This is a genomic window from Chryseobacterium sp. CY350 (assembly GCF_027945075.1).
In the GTDB taxonomy this organism is placed as follows: domain Bacteria; phylum Bacteroidota; class Bacteroidia; order Flavobacteriales; family Weeksellaceae; genus Chryseobacterium.
This window is the reverse complement of record NZ_CP116034.1, coordinates 342,679-369,263: the sequence shown is the minus strand read 5'-3', so window position 1 is coordinate 369,263 and position 26,585 is coordinate 342,679. Positions and strand designations below refer to the sequence as shown.

The window sequence follows — 26,585 nt, the reverse complement described above, 5'->3', positions numbered from 1 at the left end:
TAATGGTTTGCTATATTAACACTTCCAGAGATTACTAGACCTTTTATAAATGACCAAAACAATATTTCGTTTAATTTACTTGTCGTGTAGTTAGTATCATCATAGAAGTTAATTTCCATTAGAAATATAATTACCGTCATTGTAAACGCACCTAATAAAATTTTTTCTATTCTTCGTGAAACCATATTATAAGTTTATGCTATTTCTGAGCTAATATATCGTTTTTTGAGATTTTTTAAATGAATAATAAGATTATAAAATACAGAACCTAACATATTTAACATTTATATTTTGTGGCAGAAGTCGTTTCTTCCACCAGGTAACTTTCCCTCAATCTTAACAAGGCAAGCTATCGTGAAGTTATATGATACCGGTCATTTTGCTTTAGAAACTCACGTCAAAGAACTAGGAGAAGAAATCTTAAAGTTTTTAAATACACTTCCCAATTAGATTTATAAAATTTCTTTCAGGCTTTAGCAATACAGTATCAGGAAGAAAGTCTAATAGCGTTGATCGCCATTAGACCGCTTCCTTTTAAGAACAAGCTCATAATAAATCTTCAATTTTACTGGAATAAAAAGGGTCAAAAAAACACAATTAAAATTCATCATAATTACAACTTAAAATCAATATGACAAAGTTTGTATGGTGACAGAAAAACTGTATCCTTTGGCAGAATTTTTTGTTGGAAAACCAACATTTGCAAAAGAAGATTTTTAAATTTTATTATTAAAAAGCTGGTATTTTTTAATGAGCGGCTGATTTGGAGAAAAAATTCATAACTACAACTCCGGCAACAATTAATGTAATTCCAATTATTGCAGGGATATCTAATGTCTGCCTGAATACGACAACAGAGACAATCGCCGTAAGCACAATACCTAAACCTCCCCAAATGGCATATGCAATTCCTAATGGGATTGATTTCAAAGCCTGTGAAAGGAAGAAAAAGCAAATAAGATAGGCTAACACTGTAATGACCGAGGGTCCTGCTTTTGTAAACCCATTGGAGGCTTTCATAAAACTTGAACCTATCACTTCAAGAATGATTGCTAAGGAAAGAAATACGTATTTCATAATTTTTTATGCTAAAAATGTCTCCTCCAAATAAATTTTCAAGTCGGTAGGTCTGCGGTCTAAAAGTTCTTCTAAGTCTGATTCTCTAACATCATACTCGTGGTTTCTAATGATGGCAGCTAAAAGTGATGAAAAGTAAATGTCATTTTCAGTAACTCCATATTCTTTCAATTTTGCTTCGTAATCCTCTGGCAGTGGACTGTTGTAAGAAACTGATTTTCCTGACAATTCTGAGAGAATTTCTGCTATATCCTGAAACGAATATGTGGGTGATCCTGTTAAAAGATAAATTCTATTGTCATGTTCGTTGCTGGCTAAAACGTTGGCAATGGCCTCTGCCATTTCGCTGCTCTTTGCAAATGTTGCTTTTGCGTCCCCTGCCGGAAATGTGATTCCGGTGTTTACCGCATCATAACCAATAAAAAATGGAATAGTTTCGGCATATAACCCGTTTTGAAAAATAGTATAAGTTAAACCGCTGTTGATGATATAATTTTCTGTAGTAATATAAGAATCCGTTAAAGATCCCAGCATAGATCGAGTTACCTGTTTATTTAATGCACCACCTGTATAATAGATGTGTTTAACGCCAGATTCTTTGGCAACATCAATAACGTTTTTGTGGTCTGAAAATGAATTTTCACTTTCTATACTTACCAAAAATAATTTTGTAATACCCTGCATAGCCTTTACGAGGGAAGATTTATCGTTATAATCACCAATACAAATCTTGATTCCTTTTTCTTCCAAAGATTTTGCTTTCGCGGTATTGCGTACCAATGCTGCTACACCGCTAGCGGGAACTTTTTTTAGTAGGTTGTGGATAACATTATTTCCTAAATTTCCTGTAGCGCCTGTTATTAATATCATTATTTATTAAATTAAAATTACCATGCAAAGAAAGATAAAATTAAAGCTGGTGTTTTTGACAAAAGTCAAAATAGAAATATTTTCTGATACGAATGTGTCGAATTTATTGTATTACAAAATATTTTTAACGTCGATTTCACGGTTTTTAGGAAGATCAAGAAAGGGAAATCTTGCAACGGTCGCTCTTATGATTTTCTGTTTTGAATCCGGCTCCCCCCAAATAATTTCTACTTCATTTCCTGTCACAGCATCAGATATATTTAATATTCCTAAAGAAATCATTGCTTTGTAGTACACGGTATAGATTCTCCCACTGGACAGTCCAATCTGTTTTCCATTTTTCTGAACGATATCGGTATGCACGGCGGTATTATTCGCTGTCCAAATCGGGTTGGCAGGAAAGTCCATATACTGATATTCATCACCTTCTCTAAACTGAGAAGCATATACATCTTCTATATCTTCTTCATTCCAAACTAATGTTACTACTTGTCGTTTTGGATTTTGTAAGATTTCTTCTATGGCTTCACGTCCAATGAAATCATGATCAAGATGAATTCGATTGCTCCAACCCGCTTCTACCGGATTTAAGTACCGCTGGGGAATATTTTCACCTGCACTTCCTGCCACATTGTTAAGAACAGGATTGTAGCTATCACCCAGATATTCCATAAATTTTTTATCTTCGTAAAATGCACAGGTAAAATGAATATAGGATTGTACAAACCCATTTTCTGTATGATTCATTCCATAAACCTCCATCCCTAATCTTTCAATACCGAATTCTTCACCCGCGCTTAAAAGAGCATTATATACATTTTCTGCATCTTCAATATTTCCGTGAACTTCGTACGCTAATGTTCCGGCAACACCCATTCTCAAAATTCTGACATCATATTTTTTATGCGAATAATCATTCGAGTAAATCGTGGCCTGCATATGTTTGAAAAAATCCAGATGACGCAAACTGCTTTTAGTAGCCTTTTCCAATATATTCAGGGACGACATCCCACCTAACTGAAACAGAAAAACTTTTCCTGTCAGGTCAAATCCCTGAACATCATACTTGCCGCTATCTACAAAATAATTAATGTAGGGACTTAAAAAATAACTGATATACTCGTCATTTCCCAGACTTAGAATTATTCCGTCAGACATGATATTGCCATTTTCATTACACATAACTGCATGTCTGGTGTTTCCTTTGCGAAAGGATCTAAAATCATTCACGCAGGTATCGGACAACAATCTTAAAACATCTTTACCTCTTAGTAGATATGGAAAGGCCGGATTTAGACCTGCGTGAAGATAGCACGACTTCTTCCATGAAAGCGATTCTGTCTTAAAATCAGAAAAACGATAAGGCGATAAATGTCCAAATGCGTTGTTATAATCTGCTACATTTTCATCAACTGGTAAATACGGGCTGTGGATAAATTTTTCATTCATACTTTAAAAATTTGCTGTGTTTGATAAAAGAAAACTTTGAAAGTGATCTAATATAAACAGTGCAAATAAAGTGTAAAAATGAATTGAGGGATTTGACAAAAGTCAAATTACGTTTGTTTTTTTCTGATGCGGCTTAGAGTCTCCTGTTTAATTCCCAAATATGAAGCTATATAACCAAGTGAAATTCTCTGTATAGCTGAAGGTTCATTCTTCAGCAAAGTATGGTAACGTTCTTCCGCTGTTTGTGTTTGAAGAGAATTTATTCTTTCCTCCAAAATAACGCAATATTCTTCAGCCATTTTCCTGCCAATGGTGTTGAAATCGTTATTTATCCTGTAGATTTCCTCCAATTCGTTTATGAAAATGTAATGGATGACGGTAGTTTCGATAAATTGAATATTTTCAGTTGAAGGTGCTTTGTAAAAGAGAGGTAAAGTGGCACCCAAAATAATGTTTTCAAAACCGAACCATGTGTTAATTTCAACATCATCCTTTTCATAATATGAACGGACCAGGCCATTTTCGATTAAAAATAAACTTGATGTCACCTGACCTTTTTTAACAAAAAATTCACCTTTTCTTTTGACTTGGGTTACAATACGTTCTTCAAGTTTCTTTTCAATTTCCGGTGATACAAATCCGTATTCCTTGAATTTTTTAATGAGTGGATTCATTTTTATGTATAAATACAAATTTAATAGAAAAAGGTTTGTTAATGTATTTTATCTACACTAATTGATTGAGATAATTTAATCGTTTTTTGAGATTATTTCATTGAATAAATTTAAAATCAGTCATTTGATAATAAATTTTAATTGAGATTAAATATCAAAGTCATCATTATACCTCAGACCATCATATTGAACATCTCTTATCCTAAAATAAGTAGGTAGACGGCTAAGGTGTAAGGAAGCACTATGTATTTGATTATTTGGACAAAACTTTTTCCAAATATAATAATGGTTTACTATTGAAAGAGCTGAAAGAGCCTTTAAAAGATTCTCCAAATGCGCCAAATGATAGTTTTCGGATCTGTTATGCTTTAAACTGTTATAATCAGACCACCAATTTGGAGAGTTATCCCTTCGCCATCCTTGAAGAGGCAAATAATGTTTATCAAAAAATTGTATGTCGACAACATGATCTATAATCGTTGGACAATGTCTAAGAATTACATCTGCTATATCAGATATATTTGCTTTAGGATGTCCATTCTTAAATCCCGGTTCAAATATCTCACAAAGTTCCTTTGCTACCACTTCAAATTCTGAACACGAAGCTAAAAAAATGAGTGAAATTTCAGTAGAAAATGTCTGATAATTGCGCTCGTCAACTTCAACGAATGAAGATATTAATTGAAATTTAGCTTCAAGAGCAAATAAATAGTTATAATAATTCATGTTTACTTTTTTATCATTTTTTGAGTTTTTTTTATAGCTGCCAACTTTTCGCAGCTTAAGTGAAGTTGCAATTCAAACGGACTGATTCTATCAAGATAACACTTTCACCTTAAAAACAAAATTGCTAACGAAATCAACCGTTTGAATCACCTTGATATAGTCTAATTTTATTGATAGGCATCGGATGGTTTTTTGAGATTTTAATTTAATTTCTTCTCAACAGATTTTAAACAATAGCCTTATTATTTAAGTGAATAATAAATTAATGAGGGTGTGCATTTATCCAATCCATTGCAAACTGGTGAACTTCATCAATCCGGTCATTTTTTGGATTGTCCCGATCAACAGGCTGATCTTGAAAATAATGATTGCTGTCCGGATATACTTTGTAGGTAAGATTATTTTTTTGTATACGTATAAATTCCAGTTTCGCATAATCCATTCCGAATATAGGCTGATTATTATCTTTTCCGGCAGCAATATAAAGTATGGGAATATTTAATTCAAGCATATTTTCAAGCGGCGATTTTTTATTAAAACTACTCCATTTTAAATACGTCTCTCCATACCATTTCTTTTTAACCGATAGCGGATCAGCAAATATCTTATCAAACTCTGTATAAAGAGAATCAATAACTTTTTGTCCTTCATTGGCAGATATCTTATTTCTTTCGATCTGCAATCTTACATTGGTTAGAAAATCATACAGCTGTGGCATTGCATTTCCAACAATCGAGACCACATGGGTAACTTTCTTATTAATAACCGCCACGCGCGGTGCTACCTGGGAGCCTTCAGAATAACCCATCACGACAATTTTACATTTGTCGACAGGAACTTTTTTACTGATCATATCTATTGCTTTTGCTGCTGCACCGGCTCTCCAATCTAAACTGTATAAATTTGTATAGGCATCATTTTCAGGATAAAAACGTCTTCCCGACGGTGAAGTCTGCAGGGAATCTTTAAAAGGTATTCCTGGTTTACTGATAAGCACGATATGGAAGTCCTTTGCATATTTCTTTATATCTAAAGGAATAGAAGTTGAATAATTTCCAGACTTCTTTTTATAATAAATAGGAAAATTTCCTGATCCATCTAAATAGACCAGCAGGGGCTTTTTAGCAGTACTATCAGAAGTAGCAAGATGAATCTGAATTGTTTTTAGTTTATGATCATGTATGGTATAATGACTGAAATATTCTGCTTGACCAAATACTTTTCTACCAAAAAAGAGGAATACAATAAAAAAGATATATTTCATTACGTTTATTAAATAGCGTTTTTTGAGATTAAGTTTTATCTATGGAAACGTTCCACCACTTGTTGTCAGCTGCGAACTACGGAACGAATTATTTTCTGTTAAAGATAAAATTTCTTACGAAGAATAACCGTTAATTTACCACAAAATTAACAATCTTGCCAAACGTATCTTAGCACTCGTTATTTTTCCCTTTCTTCTCACATTATAAATAATTCATGTCTTCGGTTCCGATTGTTTTGTCGACACTTCAAATTGCTTTATTAAAATCTTCGCAAGCACTTTTTGTTTGTTCTGATGTTGGTTCGAAATTTCCTTTTGAAGTGAATGTGTTAATTTTTGCATTTCCTCGAGTGTTAACGGTTTGCAGCTTGATGAATTCCCGGAAATCGACGCACAAATGTTCAGTATTGCACAATAGTTCAATCAAAAAAATTCTGTTGAATTAGCACTAAACCCGCTATTCCCACACTGCTTTTGTTTGGCAGAGTTATTTTATAGTTTAATCAATCCAGTTATTTAATTGAGCGTTTGTTTTCAGTATCATCGGAAACCAGCATTCTCCGTATTTTTCATCTTTCTTTTTTTCATAAGCACGTAAACCTTTAACCAATCCAATAATATTTGTATCCGGATTTTTCTTCAAATAATTTAGTCTATCATTGAACGAATTTATTTCTAAATCGTTTTCTGCATTTGAGTAATTTTTCAGATATTAATTATGCTAACATTAATTCTAGTCGAATTCTTCAAAAGTTTGTCCAAATCATTTGTTAAGTCTATATCATTTAAAAAGTCAATCGTTTTTTGAGACTTATTTATATTTTGTCTAATATTTTGGGGTTTGCGGACGGCAGGGATTTTAGAATAAATTCAATCAATAATCCAAAATTTTTTAGATTTATTTTTACAATTTCGCCTAACGATTAAAAAACTGCTCATAATATTTACTGGAATATTATTAACCTGATGACTTGGAAAAGAAATTCATTATGATAACGCCTAGTTTTGCAATGATCATTCTATTTTAAAGATATAATCATTTCTTATCTTATCAGCTTTCATCCCCAACTCTTTCATAGAATATTCTTAATTGTCAATCTCAACACTTTCTATGGTCCAATGCAAGCTATAATTATGCGTTTTTTCAATCCTAGTGGTCGAGTTTGCAGGAACTTCAATCATTATGATTGTATCATTGGTAACCGTTTTTTTTAAAGACTTAAGATCATTTTTATTCCTATTGAAATATCCAGGCTTCAAAATTCCGTTTTCATAGTTGAAACTCAACCGTCCATAATCATCATTAAACAGATAATTCGAGATTTTCTTTTTGTAATTAATCTTTATTATGTGTTTTGATGAAGTAAGATTTTGAATAAAAAATTCTGTCGGAATTGAACAGCCAAATAACAATAACAAAAAAATAAATCCAAAAAATATTTTAATCTGTCGCATAGAATTGATAATTTAAGATAAAGCTTTCAAAATAATGTACGATGCTAATTAATCGTTTTTTGAGATCTTAATAACAACTACAACGGTTGTGTATTTTTAGAGGCGGTATAAAAATAAGAAAACTTTCCACTTGCTAATAAGTTGATTAACCGCTAAAATATTAGATGAAACCTTCATACCCGCCTGTAGAAATATCTTTTTCTCTGTAGTGCTTTTCAGTGGTAGTCTTTTATTTTTTGTAAAATAATTGAATCATTTTTATTCTTATTTTTTTCTATTAAAAGATCCAGAACTACTGTATAAAGTTTTCTTTGCTTTTCATCGGGTCCATTTAGCGGATTTATCTGTATAAGATTGACATTAGTATATAAGACGACAATATTCGTTGACATTCCATCAAATGCGGGAATCATATTTCTATCAGAAAAATCATCGGATTTTAAAGAAAACGAAAGTTGTTTTATTTTATCAATTTCAACGTTACTTAGATTCATCTTAAATGGTTTTAGTCTAGGTCTTTCGTTCTGAAAATCTTTATATTCATTTTCTTCCTCAATTGAAAGTTTTTCGCCGTTTTCTATCGGAGGCGGTGGTGGAATCGGACTGTATGAGGAAGGACTATAAAAAACTAAATAACCATCTGTTAAATTTATTATAGTTTCGACAGGTTGGTGAAAACTCGGATAATACCCAATTTTCATCAATATTGCTTCATATTTTTGTGGTATGTTTCCTTTTTCTTGTTGGAAGAAAAAACTAAAATTGAGCATATAATTATTTGGCTAATTGTTTTCATAGCATTACAAGTAACTTATTTATATTCGCTATACAATAGCGCATATCCACCCAAATTCCCAGTGATATCCGTTAAATATAAGCAGTCGTTTTTTGAGACTAAAGTAATTGGGTGGATCTAAATTTATACGGTCAACAGTTAGTTTGGTATTATCACGCCACAGAACGAAAACAGCTATATCACTACCATAAATGGTCACGATGTAATAGTGTTAGATTTTGGAGTTGTATTTACCAAAGAAGACCTGAAGATTTTGGCAGATCGTCTCAAACGAATAATATTAATATTCTTTTTGAGCCTTCCGTTCATTTTAAGGGAGCTGCAGATTTATATATAATTTTCTTTAAAAATATTAAAAAACATTTCGTGAATGTTTTTGCTAAAATCTTAATTCTGTTTACAATAGGACATTTGTGTCAAAAGAACTAAATATTATAATCTAAAAAAACTATTAATATAGAAGTCATTTCAAAATGCAACTTTAATTTTTTCGAATAGCTTCCGCGTAAATATCATTAATAATATCGCGTACCAACTGACCATTCTGATGATTGGAAAGAACAACTACCGCGACCTTATTTTGTTCAGAATATCTCATAAGGCTTGAGTTTCCGAAGGTGTCGCCATCTTTTTCGAGAAAACCTTCACCAATTTCCCAACCTAAGCCTAATTTTTTCTTAGAATCTTCGTAATATGTTTGTTCAATGCGCTTTACCGCTAGTGAAAAATTTGGGTTATAGAGATAGGATTTAAGATATTTTATTAAATCTATGGCATTGGAGTGCAAACCTCCTGCAGGATTTGCCGCATTTAAAATCATTGCTTTTTGCGGCACGCCGCGCTGACTGTATAATCCGGCGGTGTTTTTATTTTTTGGTATAGAAAACGTGGTTGAAGTCATTTTCAAAGGTTCCAGAATTTTTTTTGTAACTACTTCTTCAAAAGGTATTTTTGCTTGCAGAGCCAGCAGATTTCCTAAGAGTGAGTAAGCGAAGTTATTATACTGATATTGTCGGTAACCTTTCAGCGAATCTGTTTTACTAAGAATATTATATAGATATGGACTGTCAACAAAACGGAAAGGATTATTTGGATCTTTTGCCATTAAATCTTCAAAATACTGATCATTGCTGAGATTTGGCAATCCTGACTGATGTGTTGCCAGATCGGTCATTAAAATTTTATTTTTCATCTGGCAACTTATATCAACATCTTTAGGAAGATATTTATCAAAGAAGTCAAAAGGCTTAACTGTCCCTTTTTCAATTTCCTGAGCAAGCAAAAGAGCAGTAAATGTTTTTGTAGCTGAGCCAATTTCGAACACTGTGCTGCTATCGATTTTAGTTTTTCCAGCTACGTGAAGTGTTCCATAAGAATAGTAATGTGTTTTACCCTTCTGATGGACACCAATCACAAGGCCTACATCGGAAAATTTACTAAGACGCTTTTTAACTACAGCATCCACAAATTTTTGATTTTGCTGAGCAAAACTTAAGATAAATGGAAACGTGAAAAGAAGAAAAAAGAAAGTTTTGGTCATTTTGGTTTTATTAATAGGTAGCTGTAGTACTCATAATGTTACTTTAGCTTTGGAAATATATTTGATTTTTTTAATGAGATTTTACAGATAAAAGTTTAAGAAAGAAGGTTAATTCCATTTTAACGATTGAATCTTTTTGATGGAGAAAGATAATAATTTTATCTTTTTTCACAGTTTCACATTCAATCAGATATTCTCTTCCCGATGTTATGATGATAGTGATTTATTCACCCCAAAAATTCTTCCGAGTCTAAATTATTATCTAACTACTGAGAATGCACCACTAATTTTCCGTGTAATTTCTAATTTATTTGCAGCGCAAATTTTCTGATAAAAATATCCATTTTTTTTGGATCATATGTCTACTGGTCTAATGCTTTTAATCTATATTTTTTAGGTGTAATGCAACATAGTACTTCATAATTTTTTCTGCTATCATAAATAATATTTTAAGATGAGTGTTTTTCATATTTTATTTCCTTTGTTTTAGCAACATATGAACTACTTAGAGGATAGTTTCACGTATAAAAATGATCTTAATCAGAAAAAAACCTATATGTTCAGAATCATTTAACCAAAGAAGCCGCTATTGCTAACGGCTTTTGTATTAATATCCTCTTTTTGAAAAAAGAATCGATTTGTCTATTACACTTTCTATAAATTCACTAAATTTTTCATTTAAAGAATAAATATAATATTCATCATTGCCACGATACGTTACTCCCCAAACATTTGGATTCTCTGTGTTCTCATCAAGATAAAAGAAAGTAAATTGATCAAAATTACCATATTCTGATATTACCCAAAATGGTCTCGTTATGTTTAGCTTATTTTCTTTTAAAGCTTGTTTTAAATAGCCTAATACTTCATCGTCTGCCAACATATCTAAAGTACAATGACCATCAAAAAGTTGTAATCCTCCTGTATATTCACCGGCTAACAATAAAAACTCTTTGTATGCTAATGGAAATTTGATATTTAATCTTTGTTCTACTTTTATGATTTCGGATGCAGAAACACCTCGTGTTTTTTGATCTCTTAACTTAGGCGCATTTGCCAATTTTTGCATATATGTATAACTCATAATAATTCATTTTAAATTTTTTATTGCTTCTAAAAATTCTATATTTCCCACTACATATCGATTTTTATTAAATCTTACTGCTTCTACACTCAGTTTTTCTACTTTATACATTTCCTGCCGAATAATAATCTGCTTTTTACAAGAGGGGCAGGGTTCGTAGAGTGATTTAAAATTATTTTCCAATACCTGTACATTTTCTTTGCCGTGTTTTGCCATTAATGTAGCCAAATCATGATCGTTTTGGGCGAAAATTTTGTGCTCAGAGTCCTTAAATCTTATCATTTTACCTTTTTCCTCCAACGTCTCATAGTGAAGATCCAACTCGTCCATGGACATTTCTAGTTGCTTGGCAATATAATCTTTGTTAGGATTTCCACAAAATCCTGGGGCGTTTTCAGTCGCAAAAGCTTTATATTCCAATTCAATTACTTCACCATTGACTCTCACTTTTTGTCTCATAATAGCAACGTTTGAGGCTTTCTTTTCACCGACAAACTTTCGTCTCCATTCCAACATCATTTCCATGTCTTTTTTAGAAAGGTCTCCCATAGGCTTCAGCTTTTTCCAAGTCTTCATTACTTTGGCAACATCTGCGTACTTCAGCAACAAATCTTTGAAACCTGTGTAAAATGCCTTCATCAATCTTTTCTGTAAGGCAATTTCTGCCGGTCCTAAAAAAGGAAGCTGCATATTCAAAGAACTTCGTGTTTCTTTAGAATAAAGTTTAAAGGCATCAAAGATTTCGTCTATCATTTTACGCATCTCATCTTTGCCCTGCTTCAGAAAATCAATGAGAGCATCTAAGATTCTTATAAACTCATCTATAGCTTTACCTACAAACTTTACACTTTTTTGCCATGCTTTTTTAACCCCTCTAGCAAATGTAGTAAAAAAGCCAAAAAGTTCCTGTCCTAATCTGCGGACAATTTCTGCCACCGAAAGAACGCCTCCGCTTATCAAAATACCTATCACTACTTCTATAAGTAAAGAGATGATAAATCCGTAAAAACCACCTATAAAGTACGCTACATGAACTAAATCTATATTAATAGAAGCTGAAATTGCTTTTTGTAAAAAATGCAATGTTAGTTGCCCAAGATCTAAATTCTCTATGTTTTGAAGACCTTCTTCCACACGTTCTACCAATCTAGGCAGATGAGTATCCAGGTTTTTCATCAGTTCCTTGCTGGAAGTACTGATATTGATAATCATCTTGATCATATCCAGAAGACTCGTAACTGCATCTACCAGAGAGTTCCATACTCCGCAAACAAAGGCATTCCAAGCTCTGATGCCTGTTTTCAATACATCGTAAACATCAATATTCTCCAAATTATCAATTATGTTTTTGCATTTTTGATAAACTTGTTTGAATGCATCATACACAACCTCATTCAAAGTTATATTTTTAGGATTTTTCTTAGTTTCAACAGGAATATTGAAGAGTGTACTGAAATAGGAGTCGTATTCTTGCAGACTATTGGTAAGATCCTGAATAACGGTTCTTATCTTTTTATTCAGCTCATTATCATCTAACTTATCAAGCGATTGCTCCAAAGCAATTGGGTAAAACTTGGGATCAAAAGTTTCTTGTGCCTTTGGATTCCAACGATGGTCTTCTATCTTTCCTTTGTTGATAAACTCTATTGCTTCATCTAATAATAAACTTATGCCATAGTTGGAAACTTCTGTAAATGCTCCGAATGAAATAAAGTCAATTATTGTATAGATGATAGAAATTGTTTTTAGTGCAGGATATTCTGCTTTTCCATTTTTTAAAAGTTCTTTTACAAAATCCTCTTCAATTACATAACCTGTCTCCATTACAAAAGAGTCTAAAATCCCACTGATAAGGTTTTTGTTTTCGGTCACATGGCTTTCGTAGGTTGACAGAAGATTTTCTCTCAATTTACTTCCTACAGTTACTGCGCCGTAGATAAAACTTGCTTTATCTGTAGAATTGTCTTCTACAAAAATGAGTAATTCTTTTTCCCCCCCTAAGGTATGTTTATATGCTTCTTCCAGCTTTTTTGCACTGGTAGAAATAAAAATCTTCACATGATAAGCAAATTTTTTGTTCTTACTTTTGGGATAATAGTAAAAATCTTTTTCTACAATTTTTATTTCATCAGGGTCTGTTCGGGCATCGCTAATTACTATAATTCCATTATAGTCAATAGATTTTGAGTCGATGAAATACGTGTCTTTTGCTAAAGTACTACTTCCTGAAATAGCTCCCATGGTTAAAACAGGGCTCACATTATGCATTCCCCGTCTGGTTTCCCCGAGTTGCATGGTATTGGCTGAGCTCTTCATCTTCAGAAAATCCTGAAATCCACCATAGCCCATTTGCTGCATAATAGCTGCATTATCCAAAGGAAGATGATTTTCTAAATCTGCTAAAAGCTCTTGTTTTGTAACATCGTCAAAATCTTCTATTTCATTTAAATATTCTTCGTAAGTCATAATTTCTTGTTTTTAGCTTTTGGCTTATGGCGGCTGGTTATTTTCCAACCGCCACTTGCCTAAAGCCTGTTAATAATCATTAATCAACAATACCATTATGGAAGATTGTTTTTGATACTCTGCATAGAGATCTGTGCAACTACTTTTCTAGGATCACTATCCGTGGTAAGCTGTAGATTACCATCTTTGATGTCAATATTTTCTACAAAACGGTGTTTTCCTGCACTCAATTGTGCATCGGTAATGATAAATTCCGATTTGGTAACCACTTCTTCAGGATTTTCAAACTCTTCCGGGTTTTCATAACTAAACGGTAATGCGGTTTCCGTTTTCAAACCTGCTGAATCTTGCTGTAGAATAGTAAGGGTAGTAGGAAGTTTCGTAATCCAAGGTTTTCCTTGTTTTAGTCCCACAGGCTCTCTCATTTCGTCTACAATACTCATATACATAGGATCTCCAATTACGGGAACTTCTTCTCCGTTCCAGATTTTTCCCGTACTTAAAAAGAATTGGATGGCATCTTCAAATCCCGGTCTTACCGTAACAATGACTCTTGCCATACCTGATTGTAAGAAACTTCTGAACAAAGGATCTACACTTTCGCTGATGTACATTTCCTGCCAGTGTTGTCTGTTTGCCCAATAGTATGGGTAAAAACTATAGCTCATGACACTCCATTCGAAAGCCTGTTCCATGAATTTGGCTAGAGCGGTGTATTTATCGAGATTCTCGTTTAAGAATACCTGGAAGTTTTCCATCTTATCACCATCAGTGAAGTTTTGCCCGATGGTATTTGGAGACAGATAATCTTGCAATAGATAGGCAATACAATTATGTTTCAGAACATCGTTCTCCATGTAACGGTAGAAATTCCCTATTTTATCCTTAGCTTCTGCTTCTTTCTCTTTCTGCTCTTTGTCTATTCTAGCCTGTTCTTCTTTAAATTTCTCATAAGCTTCTTTATAAGCTTCGATAATGGCATTATAGTTTTCTGTCTGCCACGCCAGAACATTAGTATCGTTAGGAACACATGGGAATTTTAAAGCGATATTAAATCCCCCTATGTTTTTTCCGGATATTCTGTAATTGAATACTCCTGTAAGATTCAATCCACTTACTCCTTCAGTTCCGTTAAGGGTCTGATTTCTGGTTTCTTTATAAAAACTTCCTCCCTTCAGGTTACCGAAAGACAAATAGGAAGACAATATATAATTCCCTTGAAAGAACCCTGATCTGTTTCTTTGCTTATTATAAGCCCATACAACAGATGCAGTAGTAGCTTTATATCCGTCAGGAATCTCTAAATTGGCATCAAAGAATACTCCTTCTCCTTCAGTTTGAGGGCTTGCATTGGCATTAAGAATGACTTCCTTGCCCGGCATTTCATCGGTAAGTGTCACTCCGTAAACATCTGCCCAGTATTGCAATAATGTTTTTGTGGCTGCCTTTGGGTTCGGCATCGTGTAAGGAGCCGGTGCTTTTCTAGGATCTATCGGTGCGGTCAATACATCTGCTTTTGCTACTGCCAAAGCCAATCTGTGTAATCTTGCCGGTTCGGGGATCATGAATTCAAACATGGTACGTTTCCCGTAGTTGTAGATTTGGTTTTTGTATTTCATATCTACCCATCGGTAAACACCTACGACATGTTTATCGCCATTTCGATTATCAAAACCATGCGCATTATTTTCTTCATACTCTTCGATTATCTTTTCAATTCTTTCCTCAGAAATTTTGGTAAGGAGTTTATCGGTAGCTTTATTGGTAATTTCCTGAGACTGCGTTACTGCCTGTCGTACACTGTTTTCTTTAGCGTTATGAGTGGCAAGACTTCCACCTACTTCAAATCTTCCGTAAACTTCAGTGTCTTTACTCCAGTTAGCGTATGCCTGTGCACTTGTGTCTTTCATGATCACATTGGCAACTTCTGACTGCATATCATGCCTTGTTGTCGTTGTCGTATCGGTAAGAGTTTCACGTTCTGTAGATTTTGTAGATGTATTTTGGAGTTCGGTTTTTCTAAGCCTTCTGGTTGATTTCTGCTTAAATTCCCTTGCCATAATGTTTTCAATATGCGTAACATCTCCAGGTACATAGGCGTGGGTACTCTGAACAACCTTCATGTATTCTGCAATACCCAGTCTCTTCAGTCCGAACATTTTTCTTGCGGTTGACATTTCTTCTCCCGGTTCTTCTTCTCTCGGACCTTCCTTACCCGGCTTTAAGGTAAGTAACCCAACCTGAAGTTCATTAGTAGGAATCTTAAGCAGCTCTAAATAAGCTTCTCTGCCATTATTGAAATAAACGTCTATCCTTACCTTGCTAATGGATGAGAATTTATTAACCATTAGTGCAGGAAAACTAACGGTTCCGTTAAGCACATCAACATTTCCTAATGCTTCTTCATGATTTCCGGTATTGGATTCTAATGTAACTCTGGCATTGGCAACGTTCCATGAATTATCCTGAACTTCAAAAGAGAAATTAATAAATCCGTTATTTGGAATAAAGGCAGATCTATTCCAGTTAGCCAATACGCTGTATGCTAAGTGAGTTCTGGTTAAAGAGCTTCCAATAGGAATTAATGCACCTCCTATATTAGCATATTGTGTTTGTTCTAAAATTGTATTTTCCAAAGCTGTCTGGATAGTCAGGGAAGCATGATTTTGTACCTGAGAAATTACATCATCATACGTCTGAAAACTTTCATCAATCTGAAGCGTTTGTGTTCCTACTCTTAACTGAGTATCTGAAACGGCTTCTGCTTTATCGGTAGATGATACTTTGGAATAGAATTCTTGATTGATTTCCTGAGAAGCAAACAAACTCATAAAAAGTTCAAATGATTCCGGAGATAATTTTTTCTGAAGCTCGTAAATATTAATCTCATTTTGCTGAGAAAACTCAAAAGGAGGTACTTCCAGTCCTTTTAATTGTTCATACAATTTTCTTATTTCTTCCTCAGATGCTTTTTGCTCAATTAAATAGTTAATTTCTTCTAAAATCCTTGCAGATTCTTCCCTTTGATATTGATACTTAGACATGTAATCATCATAAGCAGACTGATATTCTTTAGAGTGGGTATTGTGATACGATTTTTGAATTTTCTCTAACTCCTTGTTTAGTTTTTCAAGTTGTTCTTTTTTAAGAAGAGCCTGAGTGACTACCAAATCTCTTTTAGCATCAGTTTTTATTCTTTCCTGTGTTTTCTGTGAAAGCTCTGATGTCTCAGATGATGCTATTCTACTGACTGTAGACGAACCAGAAATCTCTTCTTCAACGAAAAGCTCTTTAGGCATCACCACCTTTGCATTTAATGCTTTAGCAATCAGATCAGATCCGTTAATTTTTGTCAGTTCAACTGTTGGAGATAGAGTCTGTACGTATCCTATATGCAAAGCTTTTAAAATATGTACAAGAGCTTCTTTAGCATAAAAATCTTTTTGGGTAAAGACTTGATAAATCAGATTATCCCATAATTTTCCCAAGTCCATTTGTCCCGTAGAATAAGCACTTTTTGTTTTGATGAGATCATCATTTGAAAGAACTTCCTTTTTTGTGATCTTCCTTCCTATTTTCAAAAGTGCAGCGTATTGGCTGTTTTCAAGATCTTTTTCCGTTAAAGGAGAAGAGAATGACCTGCATTGGTTTTCCAATGCCTGTAATTTAGAGATTCCAACTCTGTTACTCACTGCCTGATCAAAAGCAGTGTTTAAGCCTGATCTGTGAATAAATCCTAAATTTTCTTTTTTTGTTTCCGTAAGCTGAGGGTTTCTCATACTAATGAATCGGAATAGTGTCTGCGATGTATTGGTTGTTGTAGACATTTTTGTAAATTTGTTTTGAATTTTTTTTAGGTTAAAATTTGAAGCTTCTTTTTATTAGAATTACTTCAGGTTTTAGCCTTATTTTTTTAGGTGGTTTCCGGCAAGATGTCCACCAAAAGTTTTAATAGCAAGCTTCATTTTCTGTATTTCTCTTGATGCAAATATCAATCCTGAAAACGACAAAACTTGACGTGTTAAAATGAAATTTTTATTTTTTCATAAACTCCTGTAACACACTGTATACCAATAGCAAAAATTAAATTTTAAGAAAATTCGTTTGTCAAATAAATCTCTTAATTTTGTTACGATGAAAGAAATTATACCCATAATATTATGCCTTCATTCAAATTTTCTTTTATCTCAGATAAAAGCTAAAGTTGTAGAGATTAAAGATGGTGATACAGTAGTAGTGCTATTTAGAAGGCAATAAACAGGATGTCCTATGATTAGCAGATATTGACTGCCCTGAAAGTGGTCAATCCTTTGGAAAACACGCTAAGCAGTTTACCAGCTCACAAGTTTTTGGTAAGAATATTGAATTTTACGAAATCAATAAAGATAGGTATGGTAGAACAATAGCTAAAATATTTTATGACAACAATAAATACCTATCTGAAGAAATAATTAAAGCCGGATACGGTTGGTGGTATTATAAATATTCTAAAAATAATGATTTAGAAAAATATCAAAATATTGCAAAGGAGCAAAAGCTTGGCATATGGTCTGAAGAAAATGCAATTGCTCCGTGGGACTATCGCATATCCCATTAAATAAAAATGTTGGTATTTTGTATTATACGGTACTATTCCTATTTTTTATCGTTTTTTGAGACTTGTTATCAACTATAATGTTTGTTACCGAATGCTTGTTTTTTTATAGATTTCAATTATACCACAAACTTTCACTCTTCTGTTGGCAGATTCAAATTAAACTTTTCTATTGTCAAAATTCAAATCTATGTAAATAGTTTTTAGGCAATGTTCTATTATTTCAGCACTTCAAGTTTAATGTAGACAAAAATTTTGGCTAGTTTTTGCGCTTCTTTATTTTTAAAACCTTTTGGAACACCTTTTTCAGATTTAAATTTACCTTAAATAAACTTTAAACGGTAATTTTTTACCATCCCAAAGTTTATTTACGTCTGGAATTTTTTCGTTTACTCTTCCCAAATAGATATTTTCTTTTTCGCCTTTTACTTTCCATTGTGCACAAGGACAAAGGTTTTCTGCTTACAGAATCACAAAATAATAATGTGGAATTTGATTTTGAAAATTCAGAGACACGTAATATTTTATACTTAGTTTTTTGTAAATCAAGATCCTTAAATTGTAATTTTATATCGTAAAGATCGTCTTTTAGATATTTTCTCAAAATTCGGTGGATTGTTTTTTCATCTGGCTTCATGATGCGAAATCCAATGTTTTTTGAAAATGACAATCTCCAAATGACAGACAATCAGAAAAGAAAATCAAGTGAATTAATGCTGACACTTTCATAGTTTTCCAATTTCTTTCCAGAGTTAGATAATGATTTTGCATACTCTGTTTCCAACACTTGTAATCTCAGTTTATAATTTTAAATATTTCCTAAAACTTGAATTATAAGCCAACTCCGAATATGCAATTACTACATTTCTCCAATACAGATTAACATATAGTTACACCGGTGCATCAAGGCCAGCAAAAGATATTATGAATATTTATATCATTTAATAAATTTAACAATAGTTCATCCTCATTATTTAATTTAATTCTATCTTTAGCGAACAAAAATTACTAATTTCTATGAAAAAAAAATTAATATTAAGGCTCTGCATAACTTTGATTGCAGCATTTTTAATTAACTCCTGTCGAACTGACCAATTCCCAGATCAAGAATTATCTAATAATAGTAGTGCCTTTATACTCACGTCAGAAATTATTTCCCTTAAAGAAAGCAAACATGAAAATGAGGTTATTACAGAACTTGATAAAGCAAAAACTCACTTAAAAACTCTTGCGCAAACAAAGAGTAAGAATACTAGCTATGGGAGTAATTTTTCTATTGATACTGAGAATATAATTTATATAGAAAACGGGCCTAATTACCATACATACACCTTCCGAATTATAAGAGACAACACACCTGCAAACGGACTGGTAGAAAATCTTTTACTTACACCACTTCCTGATGGTAGCTATAAAGAATTTTTAGTACTCTACAATTTGACTGAAGAGGAAAAACTAAAAATTCAAAACAACGAATTTGTAGATACAAAAGGTAAAACAGAGGTGATTGAGCTTTCAACAGGAAATTATTCTAATATTTCATCCAAAAGTCAATCGTGTTCCTTTGAAACTGTTACAATAAACATATCTTGTACCTCAGGTCACCATATGCCTGGACAAAGTGGTTGTAAATTACCTCCAAAAAATCAAGCTAAAAGTTTTACAATGGTTGCTTTAGTGTGCTCCGGAACAGACGATGGCGGCGGCGGTGGCGGCGGTGGCGGCACTGGGCCAGGCACAGGAGGTGGTGGAGGTGGTGAACCTTGCACTGATTGTCCACCGGGAGAATATACTCCGGAGCCTTGTACTACTCCTCAAGTTCCTTCAGGTCCCTTAGACCCATCAATTGACCTTGGGATTGATGGTTGTGGAACCGGAGTACCTACACAGCCAAATTTACCTGTAAGAAAAAGTCCCTGTCAGAAAACAAAAGAGATCATTGAAAATCCAGCAGTACAGGAAAAGTTAGATAGTCTTAAAGACAAATCTCTTATTGGTGGAGAAATGGGATTTAAAACTAAAAAAGATGGCACAACATCTGATATTATAGATGGCGGTGCTCATGAAGTAGATTTAGGTGATAGAACCGGCTGGCAAGGTGGATATCATAATCATACAGTTACAGGCATACCTATTCATTCGCCTCCAGATATTGATAACGGTTTATTGAAATTTGCAAGATCCCAACCTGCGGGTGAACATAATGACGCCTATTTTGGTATGATTGTTAAAAAAGTTTGTTCAACTTGTACGGGTGGATTTAAAATGTATCATTATGTTATAAGATTTAACGGCTCTTATTCTGATGCTACTACTTCTTTCTCTCAAAATGAATTGGATATTCACAAAAAGACATATCAAACAAGAGCAGGACTTTATAATTCCAGCAGTAGTAATGAAGGGTTAGAAAAATTGTTATTTAAGTCTATCAAAGATATGGGGCTAGAAGGAAAGATTATTTTACAGAGAATTGAAGATAACGGTGCTGTAACAATAATAACACAAAATAGTGATAAAACAATAAACGCAGTTCCTTGCCCTTAATTTAAATTATTAATATTATGAAAAAAATCATTACATTAACTATACTTCTATTATTTATAACTTGTAAAGCACAAATATATCCATTAAAAACAGATTATAGTGAAGTGCCAATTAATTCATATTTAAAAGATATAAATAATGAATTAGATCTTTTTGTAGGAAATTACACCAGTCAATTTCAAGGCAGAAATATTAGTATTAATATTAGCAAGATAATCCATCACTTCTTCGATGGAAGTCAATATAAATACTATCAGGATATATTGTCTTTGAAATATACTGTAAGTAATTCATCTGGAACAATTCTCCAAAGTACTGAAAATTTAGTTTTCCCAAGTAATCAATTACAGCATACCATCTACAGCCAATGGGTAGAAAATAATGGCAACACTCTTCTACTTTATTACGGCGGTACAAATTGTGGAATTGGATGGGGACAAATCAAACTTAAATATATTAATCCCACTCAAATTTCATGGGATTATGAACCAAACAGCACTGTTGTGGGAGATAACTGCCCAACAAATATTAATAAAACGGTCTATCTGCCTTTAACAACAGATTTAATTTTCACTAAACAATAAGAAATGGAACTATATAACATACCGTGAAGCAAAAGCTAAGTAGCATTACAAGGGAAATTTGATAATTTAATTTTAGATATATATGTTACCTTTTAGTGCTAAATTTCTTTTGTCAGTAAGTCACATTTCTTTATGCTAATAATTATTAAATATTTAATTCAGACAATTAATTTTCCTTCACTTGGTCATTATTTGTATAATTCTATGATTATAAAAGTTTACCGTTCGGAAGAATAATGAGTTTACAGTTGTTAGAATTTTTGGCATAATTAGGATTACAGATAAATGTCAGAAAAATCCGTAAAGACATAAAAAATAGCATTAAATTAAATTACAAGTCATGAGCACGTCAAAAGATACAAATCCAAACTACCCAAGCAGAACTGGAAATCATCTGGAGGAAGTAGGGGAAATAGTCCTAAATCAACACCGTCACCCAAAAGTGGAAACTCCGGAAAGAAGTAGTTATTAAATCGAAAGCCTGAAATATTTTCAGGCTTTTTGTGTGACAATTAGTTGGTTCAGGAGCAAACCAAAATTATTTTGCGATACTATTTTTGTAACAATCTTAAAAGTGCCATCGTTTTTTGAGATCCCGCTTATTTATAGGTATCGTTTCGGATCTTGACAAGGGCGCGCATTTCGAAGCAGGAACTTTAAAATTTCCAACTAAGGACAAAACATGAATTAAAGACTTTCTGCCGCTGTTGTCAAGCCTTTGCTGTACGAGGTTTTTAAGATTTATTTTTTATCCAAATATTTGCAACTTCACAATGATTATAAAATAATATCCAATTTGTTCTTTCAGATATTATTGTCACATCATCTGAACTTGGATATAGAAAGTCAGTCCAATATTTTATGAATATTTTTTTCGTTGTTTTTAATGCTAGCTTTTTTTCCCAGGAAATTATTATATCTTCATTAAATGGTTTTAAATAATTTTCTACCTGATTTCTAAATCTCTCAACTTTGTCCTCATTCTCAGAATTTGCAGAAAGCCAATCTGTTTCTAAATATTTTCCAATTCTGTTTGATTCAATTTCATAATAATCGATTACTTTGTTAAGTCTTTTAGATTCAATTTCCGATAGAGCTAAAATTTCTTGTTTGTCGTAATCTAAAATATCAGCATTATGACCTTTGTCAAACCTCCATCCTAATTCGAAATCACTCAAGGGAATTATTTCTCTTTTGTCAATTTGTATATTCAATTCTTTGCTTTTTGTTTATATAAAATGTAGTACAACTTTAAAATTTACGCATTGAGCAAATCTGATTTATTTAACTTTCATAACCTATACTACCTATTAAAATTTTTTAATCGTTTTGTGAGATTAATCTTGTGTAAAATATCGGGATAAATCTTTGACGTTTTCCAGTTGTTCGTTTAAATGTTCCGAATGAACTTCTTTACTTAACAAAATTCTCTATGTAATTCTGAATATTCTTCAAATCCCAATTCAAGACTTAAAGCTTCTATTAGTGCTTTTTGACCAGCTTCAATATCATTGTGGTGCCCTGCAAAAATTAAATCTTGTATTCCGTAAGAAATACTAATTAGTCTTTTCAATTTTGTCAAATCTTCCATTTTCTTAATATTTATTAATTTTGTTATTTATCGTTTTTTGAGATTAAGTTTTATCCATAACTAACGTTTTAGGGGGCTCTGCAATGATCGGGCAATCGAAGCACAAATCTTTAATTTTCTGCAAAAATTTAATTAACAACTACCGTTAAATTTTCAATTTCACACTACATTGCACAATCAATCACAGCCGACGTGCTAATCACCTTGACATATTCTAATTTTATCGATAGGCATCGGATGATTTATTTGTTTTAGAATAATTTTAAAAGTTTCTTTAATTTCTATTTCATCCTCACAAGAAATCATTAGTCTAAGAAGCCCATAAAACTCTAAATTATCCGGATTAATAGAGTAGGTTTTAATAAGCTTGTTCTCTTTTTTGTGGGCTATTTTAAACTTTTTATCCGAGTACTCAAAGCTCAATTCATTATTTTTCCAGTCGACGATCTCAAATTCTGACCAAAGCATTCCAAGTTTACCACTAGTTGACCGTAGGAAAAGATCTGCGACATCTAACGCCTCTTTTACATCGTGAATTTCAGGTTTCTGGTACATATGTTCCAACTTATTCCTTAACGTTCGCGATTTTGAAATTATTAGACTTGGAGCCAAGTTAAAGGCATGAATCATTCTTAACTTAAACGGAATATCAGATTCAAATTCAAAATTTTGCAAAAAATCATGTATGATAGGATTAAAATTTTCATACTTTGAAATTAAAGTTTCGAAAGTTTGATCGATTTGGCAGTCAATCGCTCTTTTTGAATTTGTTATACTATTTATAAAACCTTTTTCATTTCCTTCCTTTAGATCTTCTTTTGCAAACTTCAGAAAATCTTTTGGAGAAATGTCAAACGTCTTTTCATTAAAGCTTGTTCCAAAAGTAGTCCGCAAGGTCATGTCTGTCAAGTTTATTTTTGATTCTTTCAAGATTTCTAAAAGGATACTATTCATGATCTTATGTTGCTAATTTCTTTATTCATAATTTGTCGTCCATATACTGGAAGGATGATAGGATTTAATACTGTTGTGTAATTGCTTTCGACTTTAAGCAAAACCATTAGAAATATTACAAACGTTGGCAAGTATGAATTGGCTAACACATAAAGTCTTGCAGTTTTACTTTCTATAGTATCTTCCTTTCCCATTGCGTGGTTTTTTAGTTTTGTCTAACATTCAAATATAAATAATTCTATGAAAAGAGCTAATTTCACTAAGAAAAAAACACTTTTTTTACAAAGAGAAGTATGTAAAATATTTTAGTTTTGAATGTTAGTTACTGACTTAAAATTTTCAGTATAAATTATATTAAAATTCATTAGAAATAAACTGACCATTGATGATTAAGGTATATTTTCTACGTTCTTCGAATGGTACTTTTGCGATGTTAAACTGATAAGAAAATTCAGGATATATAGTGTCATTTCTGTTTTCTGAAAACACATTCTGGATTTTAGATGACAGGAAAGATTTCTTTTTAGAAACTATCTTGACATTGGTGATTATCACTTTTTCAATGGATTTATTTATGACTTCAACGCCCAGATTGCTTTGCATAGAATAAAGACCTGAAACATCGTCTAAGGTAAGTTTATGTGTTGCAGAGACATCTACGTTGAGCATTACTGTTTTTTAAAAAAAAGAGTTATCAAAAGTATTTCGATTTACGAGAAATTTTCAAAATTGCATTCCTTTTCTTTCAGAAAATAAAATTAACGATGCAGTATGTTTACAGATAAAATTTTCGTCAAGAGTTAAATTGTTTGCACATTTAACCAACTATATAAATCTTAATCTATCAAATCTGATAGTTTAAATTATAAATTTGATTTTACCAAAGACTATCTTTTTCTCTATTAATTAAAACTTTCAATCTCATATTCCTTTTCCAATACTCTTTTGAATTCCTCTTTTGAGAGACCATTTTTTGAAGAAAAATTCATATTAATAATAATTTCATCAACATAGTATTTATCTTTCCCATAAATCAGATTAAGAATATCCTGAAGATATAATTGAGTTGCTTCTATTTTATATATTTTATTTTTTCTCACATCCAAACTGCTAGTCTGGGTTTCTTTCATATGAAAAAATACTTTCTCCTGAATGTTTAATGTATAATTTGCTGTCTCATCAATATATGGATTCGCAAATAAAATCATAACGGTCGGTATTAAAATCGCAGCAATAAAATTCCAAAGGACATGGTAGAGAAATCCGTAATAAAAATTTAGACGAACTCTGATAAAACTGATAACGAATGCTCCTGATAATTGGCTTAAAACAATAAGAGGGGATAAAAGAAAAAATGTAGAACTGTTATTAAAGTAGTTTCCAGCATGAACCAAACCAAAAGCAATACTGAATGCATAGACGAGCCAAGGGAAGAGCCTGTTCCATTTATCACGAATGATTATTTTTTTGAATATCGAATTGTATCGTAAAACTAATCTGAATATGACCTCTTCAATAAAGGGAACCAGAAGAACAACCAGAATAAAAACCATAAAGATGGTATTTTGCTTATAATCTAAACTTTCGCTTTTAACTTTGATAAAATTGTTGATGAAATAATCAAGAGGAAAAACGATGATACAGGTAAGTATAAGTTCGAATAACAAGAATTTAAAAAGCAGAATGATTTTATCTTTTATAGAGGTTTTAATCTGCCGGTCATTAGGTTTTTTTAGAAAATTAAGGAAATCAAGAGCAATAAATTTTGTGCTCATGTCGGATATTTGGTATTGGTCTTTTATCATTATTGTACTTTTTTCGTTCGTTACAATCTGTTTTAATTCTATTTTTTGAGGGATTTAACTATATAGCTACAGCTGAATCCGAGTCTTTTCCATTCCAAAAATAGAACCCGTCTCAACTGTGAGACGGATTCTATATAGCTAATTTGATGTCCATGTTTTTTAGTATGAACTTCTTTTCTGACTATAGTAGATGAAGCTTCCAATTAATGGCATCCAAAATTGTAATAGAATGTAATTATATCTCTGTCTTGAGGACAGATTCTTATTTTTACGAATGTCCGTAATAGTTATAATATTTATTGTTATATATATTAACACTAAAACAATTAGAATGTATGGATTTTCAAACATTGTTTAAATAATTAGTAGATTGATGAAATTATTACACAAGCTGCAGCTGTTGAAATGTTGCAACCTCCCCACCAAGGTAGTCCTGAACTTTCATATATTCCACAGATTGCTGATGATGTAGAGCTCATCTCAATGGCAACTGAAATACATCTATAGCACTCACTGTATGAAACATTTCCATTCCCATTGCCGTCACACGATACATTTTTTGGAGCTCTTCTGTTTGCCACGCTGTCATATTTAGTTTTTAACTGCTCAGATAATCCTTTGCTTTCATATTTTGTGTAAGTGCCTCGGTCGATAGTTATTTGTGAATGAATAAAGTTATCGTAGTTCAAATCTGTTAAGATAATTGAACCAGTGTTGGTTCTTAAATCATACCTCGAAAGATCGGCATAATTAAGAGCAAATTTATCGTTTTGTGAGATTATGAGTACTAGCTCAATTCGACGTACATTTATTTACTTGAACGAAATCACCATTATGAACTAATCAGACTAATAGCTGAAATTGTAGAAATTTCCCGAAAATTCTCTGTAAAGAATATGGCAGATACCTGGATTGCCAAAAATAAAGATAATAGTTTCATGGTTTTTATTGTTTATTGGTTAATTGTCAATGAAAAAACTCTGTTGTATAAAGAGATAGTTTTTTAGTGTTCATATTTTATTTTAATATTGTTTATAATTTTTAAATATTGTAATCACCCTAATAATTTTATTTGATGTATATTAGAAGGTTAGCTAAATAATAATAATTGT

The 26,585-nt window shown here is 32.4% G+C and carries 21 protein-coding genes; 4 read left to right on the top strand and 17 right to left on the bottom strand.

The window, feature by feature from the left end:
* Positions 1-747 precede the first annotated feature (747 nt).
* The 11 genes from PGH12_RS01595 to PGH12_RS01545 form a co-directional block, all read right to left on the bottom strand.
* Complete coding sequence (locus PGH12_RS01595) at positions 748-1,077, bottom strand: DMT family transporter (RefSeq protein ID WP_267597714.1); 330 nt, start codon at positions 1,075-1,077, stop codon at positions 748-750.
* 6 nt (positions 1,078-1,083) lie between these two features.
* Positions 1,084-1,947, bottom strand: coding sequence for an SDR family oxidoreductase (locus PGH12_RS01590; RefSeq protein WP_267597715.1), 864 nt, complete (start codon positions 1,945-1,947; stop codon positions 1,084-1,086).
* Between the two features lie 111 nt (positions 1,948-2,058).
* On the bottom strand, positions 2,059-3,396 hold the full coding sequence (locus tag PGH12_RS01585; RefSeq protein WP_267597716.1) for an aminomethyl transferase family protein: 1,338 nt from the start codon (positions 3,394-3,396) through the stop codon (positions 2,059-2,061).
* A 107-nt stretch (positions 3,397-3,503) separates the two neighbouring features.
* On the bottom strand, positions 3,504-4,070 hold the full coding sequence (locus PGH12_RS01580; RefSeq protein ID WP_267597717.1) for a Crp/Fnr family transcriptional regulator: 567 nt from the start codon (positions 4,068-4,070) through the stop codon (positions 3,504-3,506).
* 147 nt (positions 4,071-4,217) lie between these two features.
* On the bottom strand, positions 4,218-4,796 hold the full coding sequence (locus tag PGH12_RS01575) for a hypothetical protein (protein ID WP_267597718.1): 579 nt from the start codon (positions 4,794-4,796) through the stop codon (positions 4,218-4,220).
* 262 nt (positions 4,797-5,058) lie between these two features.
* The gene (locus PGH12_RS01570; RefSeq protein WP_267597719.1) at positions 5,059-6,060 is read right to left on the bottom strand and encodes an alpha/beta hydrolase family protein; all 1,002 of its coding nucleotides are present in this window, start codon (positions 6,058-6,060) and stop codon (positions 5,059-5,061) included.
* Between the two features lie 1,670 nt (positions 6,061-7,730).
* Complete coding sequence (locus PGH12_RS01565) at positions 7,731-8,285, bottom strand: hypothetical protein (protein ID WP_271286786.1); 555 nt, start codon at positions 8,283-8,285, stop codon at positions 7,731-7,733.
* Between the two features lie 507 nt (positions 8,286-8,792).
* Positions 8,793-9,851 (bottom strand): serine hydrolase domain-containing protein, encoded by a 1,059-nt coding sequence (locus tag PGH12_RS01560; protein WP_267597721.1) that lies wholly within the window; start codon positions 9,849-9,851, stop codon positions 8,793-8,795.
* Positions 9,852-10,458: 607 nt separating this feature from the next.
* Positions 10,459-10,935 (bottom strand): SMI1/KNR4 family protein, encoded by a 477-nt coding sequence (locus PGH12_RS01555; RefSeq protein WP_267597722.1) that lies wholly within the window; start codon positions 10,933-10,935, stop codon positions 10,459-10,461.
* 6 nt (positions 10,936-10,941) lie between these two features.
* Positions 10,942-13,401 (bottom strand): phage tail family protein, encoded by a 2,460-nt coding sequence (locus PGH12_RS01550; protein WP_267597723.1) that lies wholly within the window; start codon positions 13,399-13,401, stop codon positions 10,942-10,944.
* Positions 13,402-13,496: 95 nt separating this feature from the next.
* Positions 13,497-17,228: a hypothetical protein gene (locus PGH12_RS01545; protein ID WP_267597724.1), complete on the bottom strand. Its 3,732-nt coding sequence runs from the start codon at positions 17,226-17,228 to the stop codon at positions 13,497-13,499.
* A gap of 455 nt (positions 17,229-17,683) precedes the next feature.
* On the opposite strand from PGH12_RS01545, the gene PGH12_RS01540 reads away from it, so the two are divergent.
* The 4 genes from PGH12_RS01540 to PGH12_RS01525 all read left to right on the top strand — a co-directional run bounded on the left by PGH12_RS01540 (position 17,684) and on the right by PGH12_RS01525 (position 21,595).
* Positions 17,684-17,998, top strand: coding sequence for a thermonuclease family protein (locus PGH12_RS01540; protein WP_267598288.1), 315 nt, complete (start codon positions 17,684-17,686; stop codon positions 17,996-17,998).
* Positions 17,999-19,012: 1,014 nt separating this feature from the next.
* Complete coding sequence (locus PGH12_RS01535) at positions 19,013-20,539, top strand: hypothetical protein (RefSeq protein WP_267597725.1); 1,527 nt, start codon at positions 19,013-19,015, stop codon at positions 20,537-20,539.
* 17 nt (positions 20,540-20,556) lie between these two features.
* Complete coding sequence (locus tag PGH12_RS01530; RefSeq protein ID WP_267597726.1) at positions 20,557-21,123, top strand: DUF6705 family protein; 567 nt, start codon at positions 20,557-20,559, stop codon at positions 21,121-21,123.
* A gap of 340 nt (positions 21,124-21,463) precedes the next feature.
* Positions 21,464-21,595: a hypothetical protein gene (locus PGH12_RS01525; RefSeq protein WP_267597727.1), complete on the top strand. Its 132-nt coding sequence runs from the start codon at positions 21,464-21,466 to the stop codon at positions 21,593-21,595.
* Between the two features lie 262 nt (positions 21,596-21,857).
* On the opposite strand, the gene PGH12_RS01520 is transcribed toward PGH12_RS01525, so the two are convergent.
* From PGH12_RS01520 to PGH12_RS01495, 6 genes are all read right to left on the bottom strand, one after another.
* Positions 21,858-22,337, bottom strand: a complete 480-nt coding sequence (locus PGH12_RS01520) for a DUF2947 family protein (RefSeq protein WP_267597728.1) — start codon at positions 22,335-22,337, stop codon at positions 21,858-21,860.
* Positions 22,338-22,540: 203 nt separating this feature from the next.
* Positions 22,541-22,714 carry a hypothetical protein gene (locus PGH12_RS01515; protein ID WP_267597729.1) on the bottom strand — a complete coding sequence of 58 codons (174 nt, stop codon included), beginning with the start codon at positions 22,712-22,714 and terminating at the stop codon, positions 22,541-22,543.
* 195 nt (positions 22,715-22,909) lie between these two features.
* Positions 22,910-23,668, bottom strand: coding sequence for a hypothetical protein (locus tag PGH12_RS01510; RefSeq protein WP_267597730.1), 759 nt, complete (start codon positions 23,666-23,668; stop codon positions 22,910-22,912).
* A gap of 354 nt (positions 23,669-24,022) precedes the next feature.
* A complete protein-coding gene (locus PGH12_RS01505) occupies positions 24,023-24,337 on the bottom strand; it encodes a hypothetical protein (protein ID WP_267597731.1) in 315 nt (104 codons plus the stop codon).
* A 233-nt stretch (positions 24,338-24,570) separates the two neighbouring features.
* Positions 24,571-25,443, bottom strand: a complete 873-nt coding sequence (locus PGH12_RS01500) for a CPBP family intramembrane glutamic endopeptidase (RefSeq protein WP_267597732.1) — start codon at positions 25,441-25,443, stop codon at positions 24,571-24,573.
* A 392-nt stretch (positions 25,444-25,835) separates the two neighbouring features.
* Entirely contained in the window at positions 25,836-26,162 is a 327-nt protein-coding gene (locus PGH12_RS01495) for a hypothetical protein (protein WP_267597733.1), read from the bottom strand.
* Between the last annotated feature and the right edge of the window lie 423 nt (positions 26,163-26,585).

Bases quoted from the DNA above. Each gene is read 5' to 3' on its own strand.
- PGH12_RS01535 (WP_267597725.1), top strand. From the start codon at position 19,013: ATGAAAAAAAAATTAATATTAAGGCTCTGCATAACTTTGATTGCAGCA.
- PGH12_RS01585 (WP_267597716.1), bottom strand. From the start codon at position 3,396: ATGAATGAAAAATTTATCCACAGCCCGTATTTACCAGTTGATGAAAAT.
- PGH12_RS01545 (WP_267597724.1), bottom strand. From the start codon at position 17,228: ATGTCTACAACAACCAATACATCGCAGACACTATTCCGATTCATTAGT.
- PGH12_RS01580 (WP_267597717.1), bottom strand. From the start codon at position 4,070: ATGAATCCACTCATTAAAAAATTCAAGGAATACGGATTTGTATCACCG.
- PGH12_RS01565 (WP_271286786.1), bottom strand. From the start codon at position 8,285: ATGCTCAATTTTAGTTTTTTCTTCCAACAAGAAAAAGGAAACATACCA.
- PGH12_RS01550 (WP_267597723.1), bottom strand. From the start codon at position 13,401: ATGACTTACGAAGAATATTTAAATGAAATAGAAGATTTTGACGATGTT.
- PGH12_RS01530 (WP_267597726.1), top strand. From the start codon at position 20,557: ATGAAAAAAATCATTACATTAACTATACTTCTATTATTTATAACTTGT.
- PGH12_RS01590 (WP_267597715.1), bottom strand. From the start codon at position 1,947: ATGATATTAATAACAGGCGCTACAGGAAATTTAGGAAATAATGTTATC.
- PGH12_RS01560 (WP_267597721.1), bottom strand. From the start codon at position 9,851: ATGACCAAAACTTTCTTTTTTCTTCTTTTCACGTTTCCATTTATCTTA.
- PGH12_RS01570 (WP_267597719.1), bottom strand. From the start codon at position 6,060: ATGAAATATATCTTTTTTATTGTATTCCTCTTTTTTGGTAGAAAAGTA.
- PGH12_RS01515 (WP_267597729.1), bottom strand. From the start codon at position 22,714: ATGGAAGATTTGACAAAATTGAAAAGACTAATTAGTATTTCTTACGGA.
- PGH12_RS01505 (WP_267597731.1), bottom strand. From the start codon at position 24,337: ATGCTCAACGTAGATGTCTCTGCAACACATAAACTTACCTTAGACGAT.
- PGH12_RS01555 (WP_267597722.1), bottom strand. From the start codon at position 10,935: ATGAGTTATACATATATGCAAAAATTGGCAAATGCGCCTAAGTTAAGA.
- PGH12_RS01500 (WP_267597732.1), bottom strand. From the start codon at position 25,443: ATGAGCACAAAATTTATTGCTCTTGATTTCCTTAATTTTCTAAAAAAA.
- PGH12_RS01575 (WP_267597718.1), bottom strand. From the start codon at position 4,796: ATGAATTATTATAACTATTTATTTGCTCTTGAAGCTAAATTTCAATTA.
- PGH12_RS01595 (WP_267597714.1), bottom strand. From the start codon at position 1,077: ATGAAATACGTATTTCTTTCCTTAGCAATCATTCTTGAAGTGATAGGT.
- PGH12_RS01525 (WP_267597727.1), top strand. From the start codon at position 21,464: ATGAGCACGTCAAAAGATACAAATCCAAACTACCCAAGCAGAACTGGA.
- PGH12_RS01510 (WP_267597730.1), bottom strand. From the start codon at position 23,668: ATGAATAGTATCCTTTTAGAAATCTTGAAAGAATCAAAAATAAACTTG.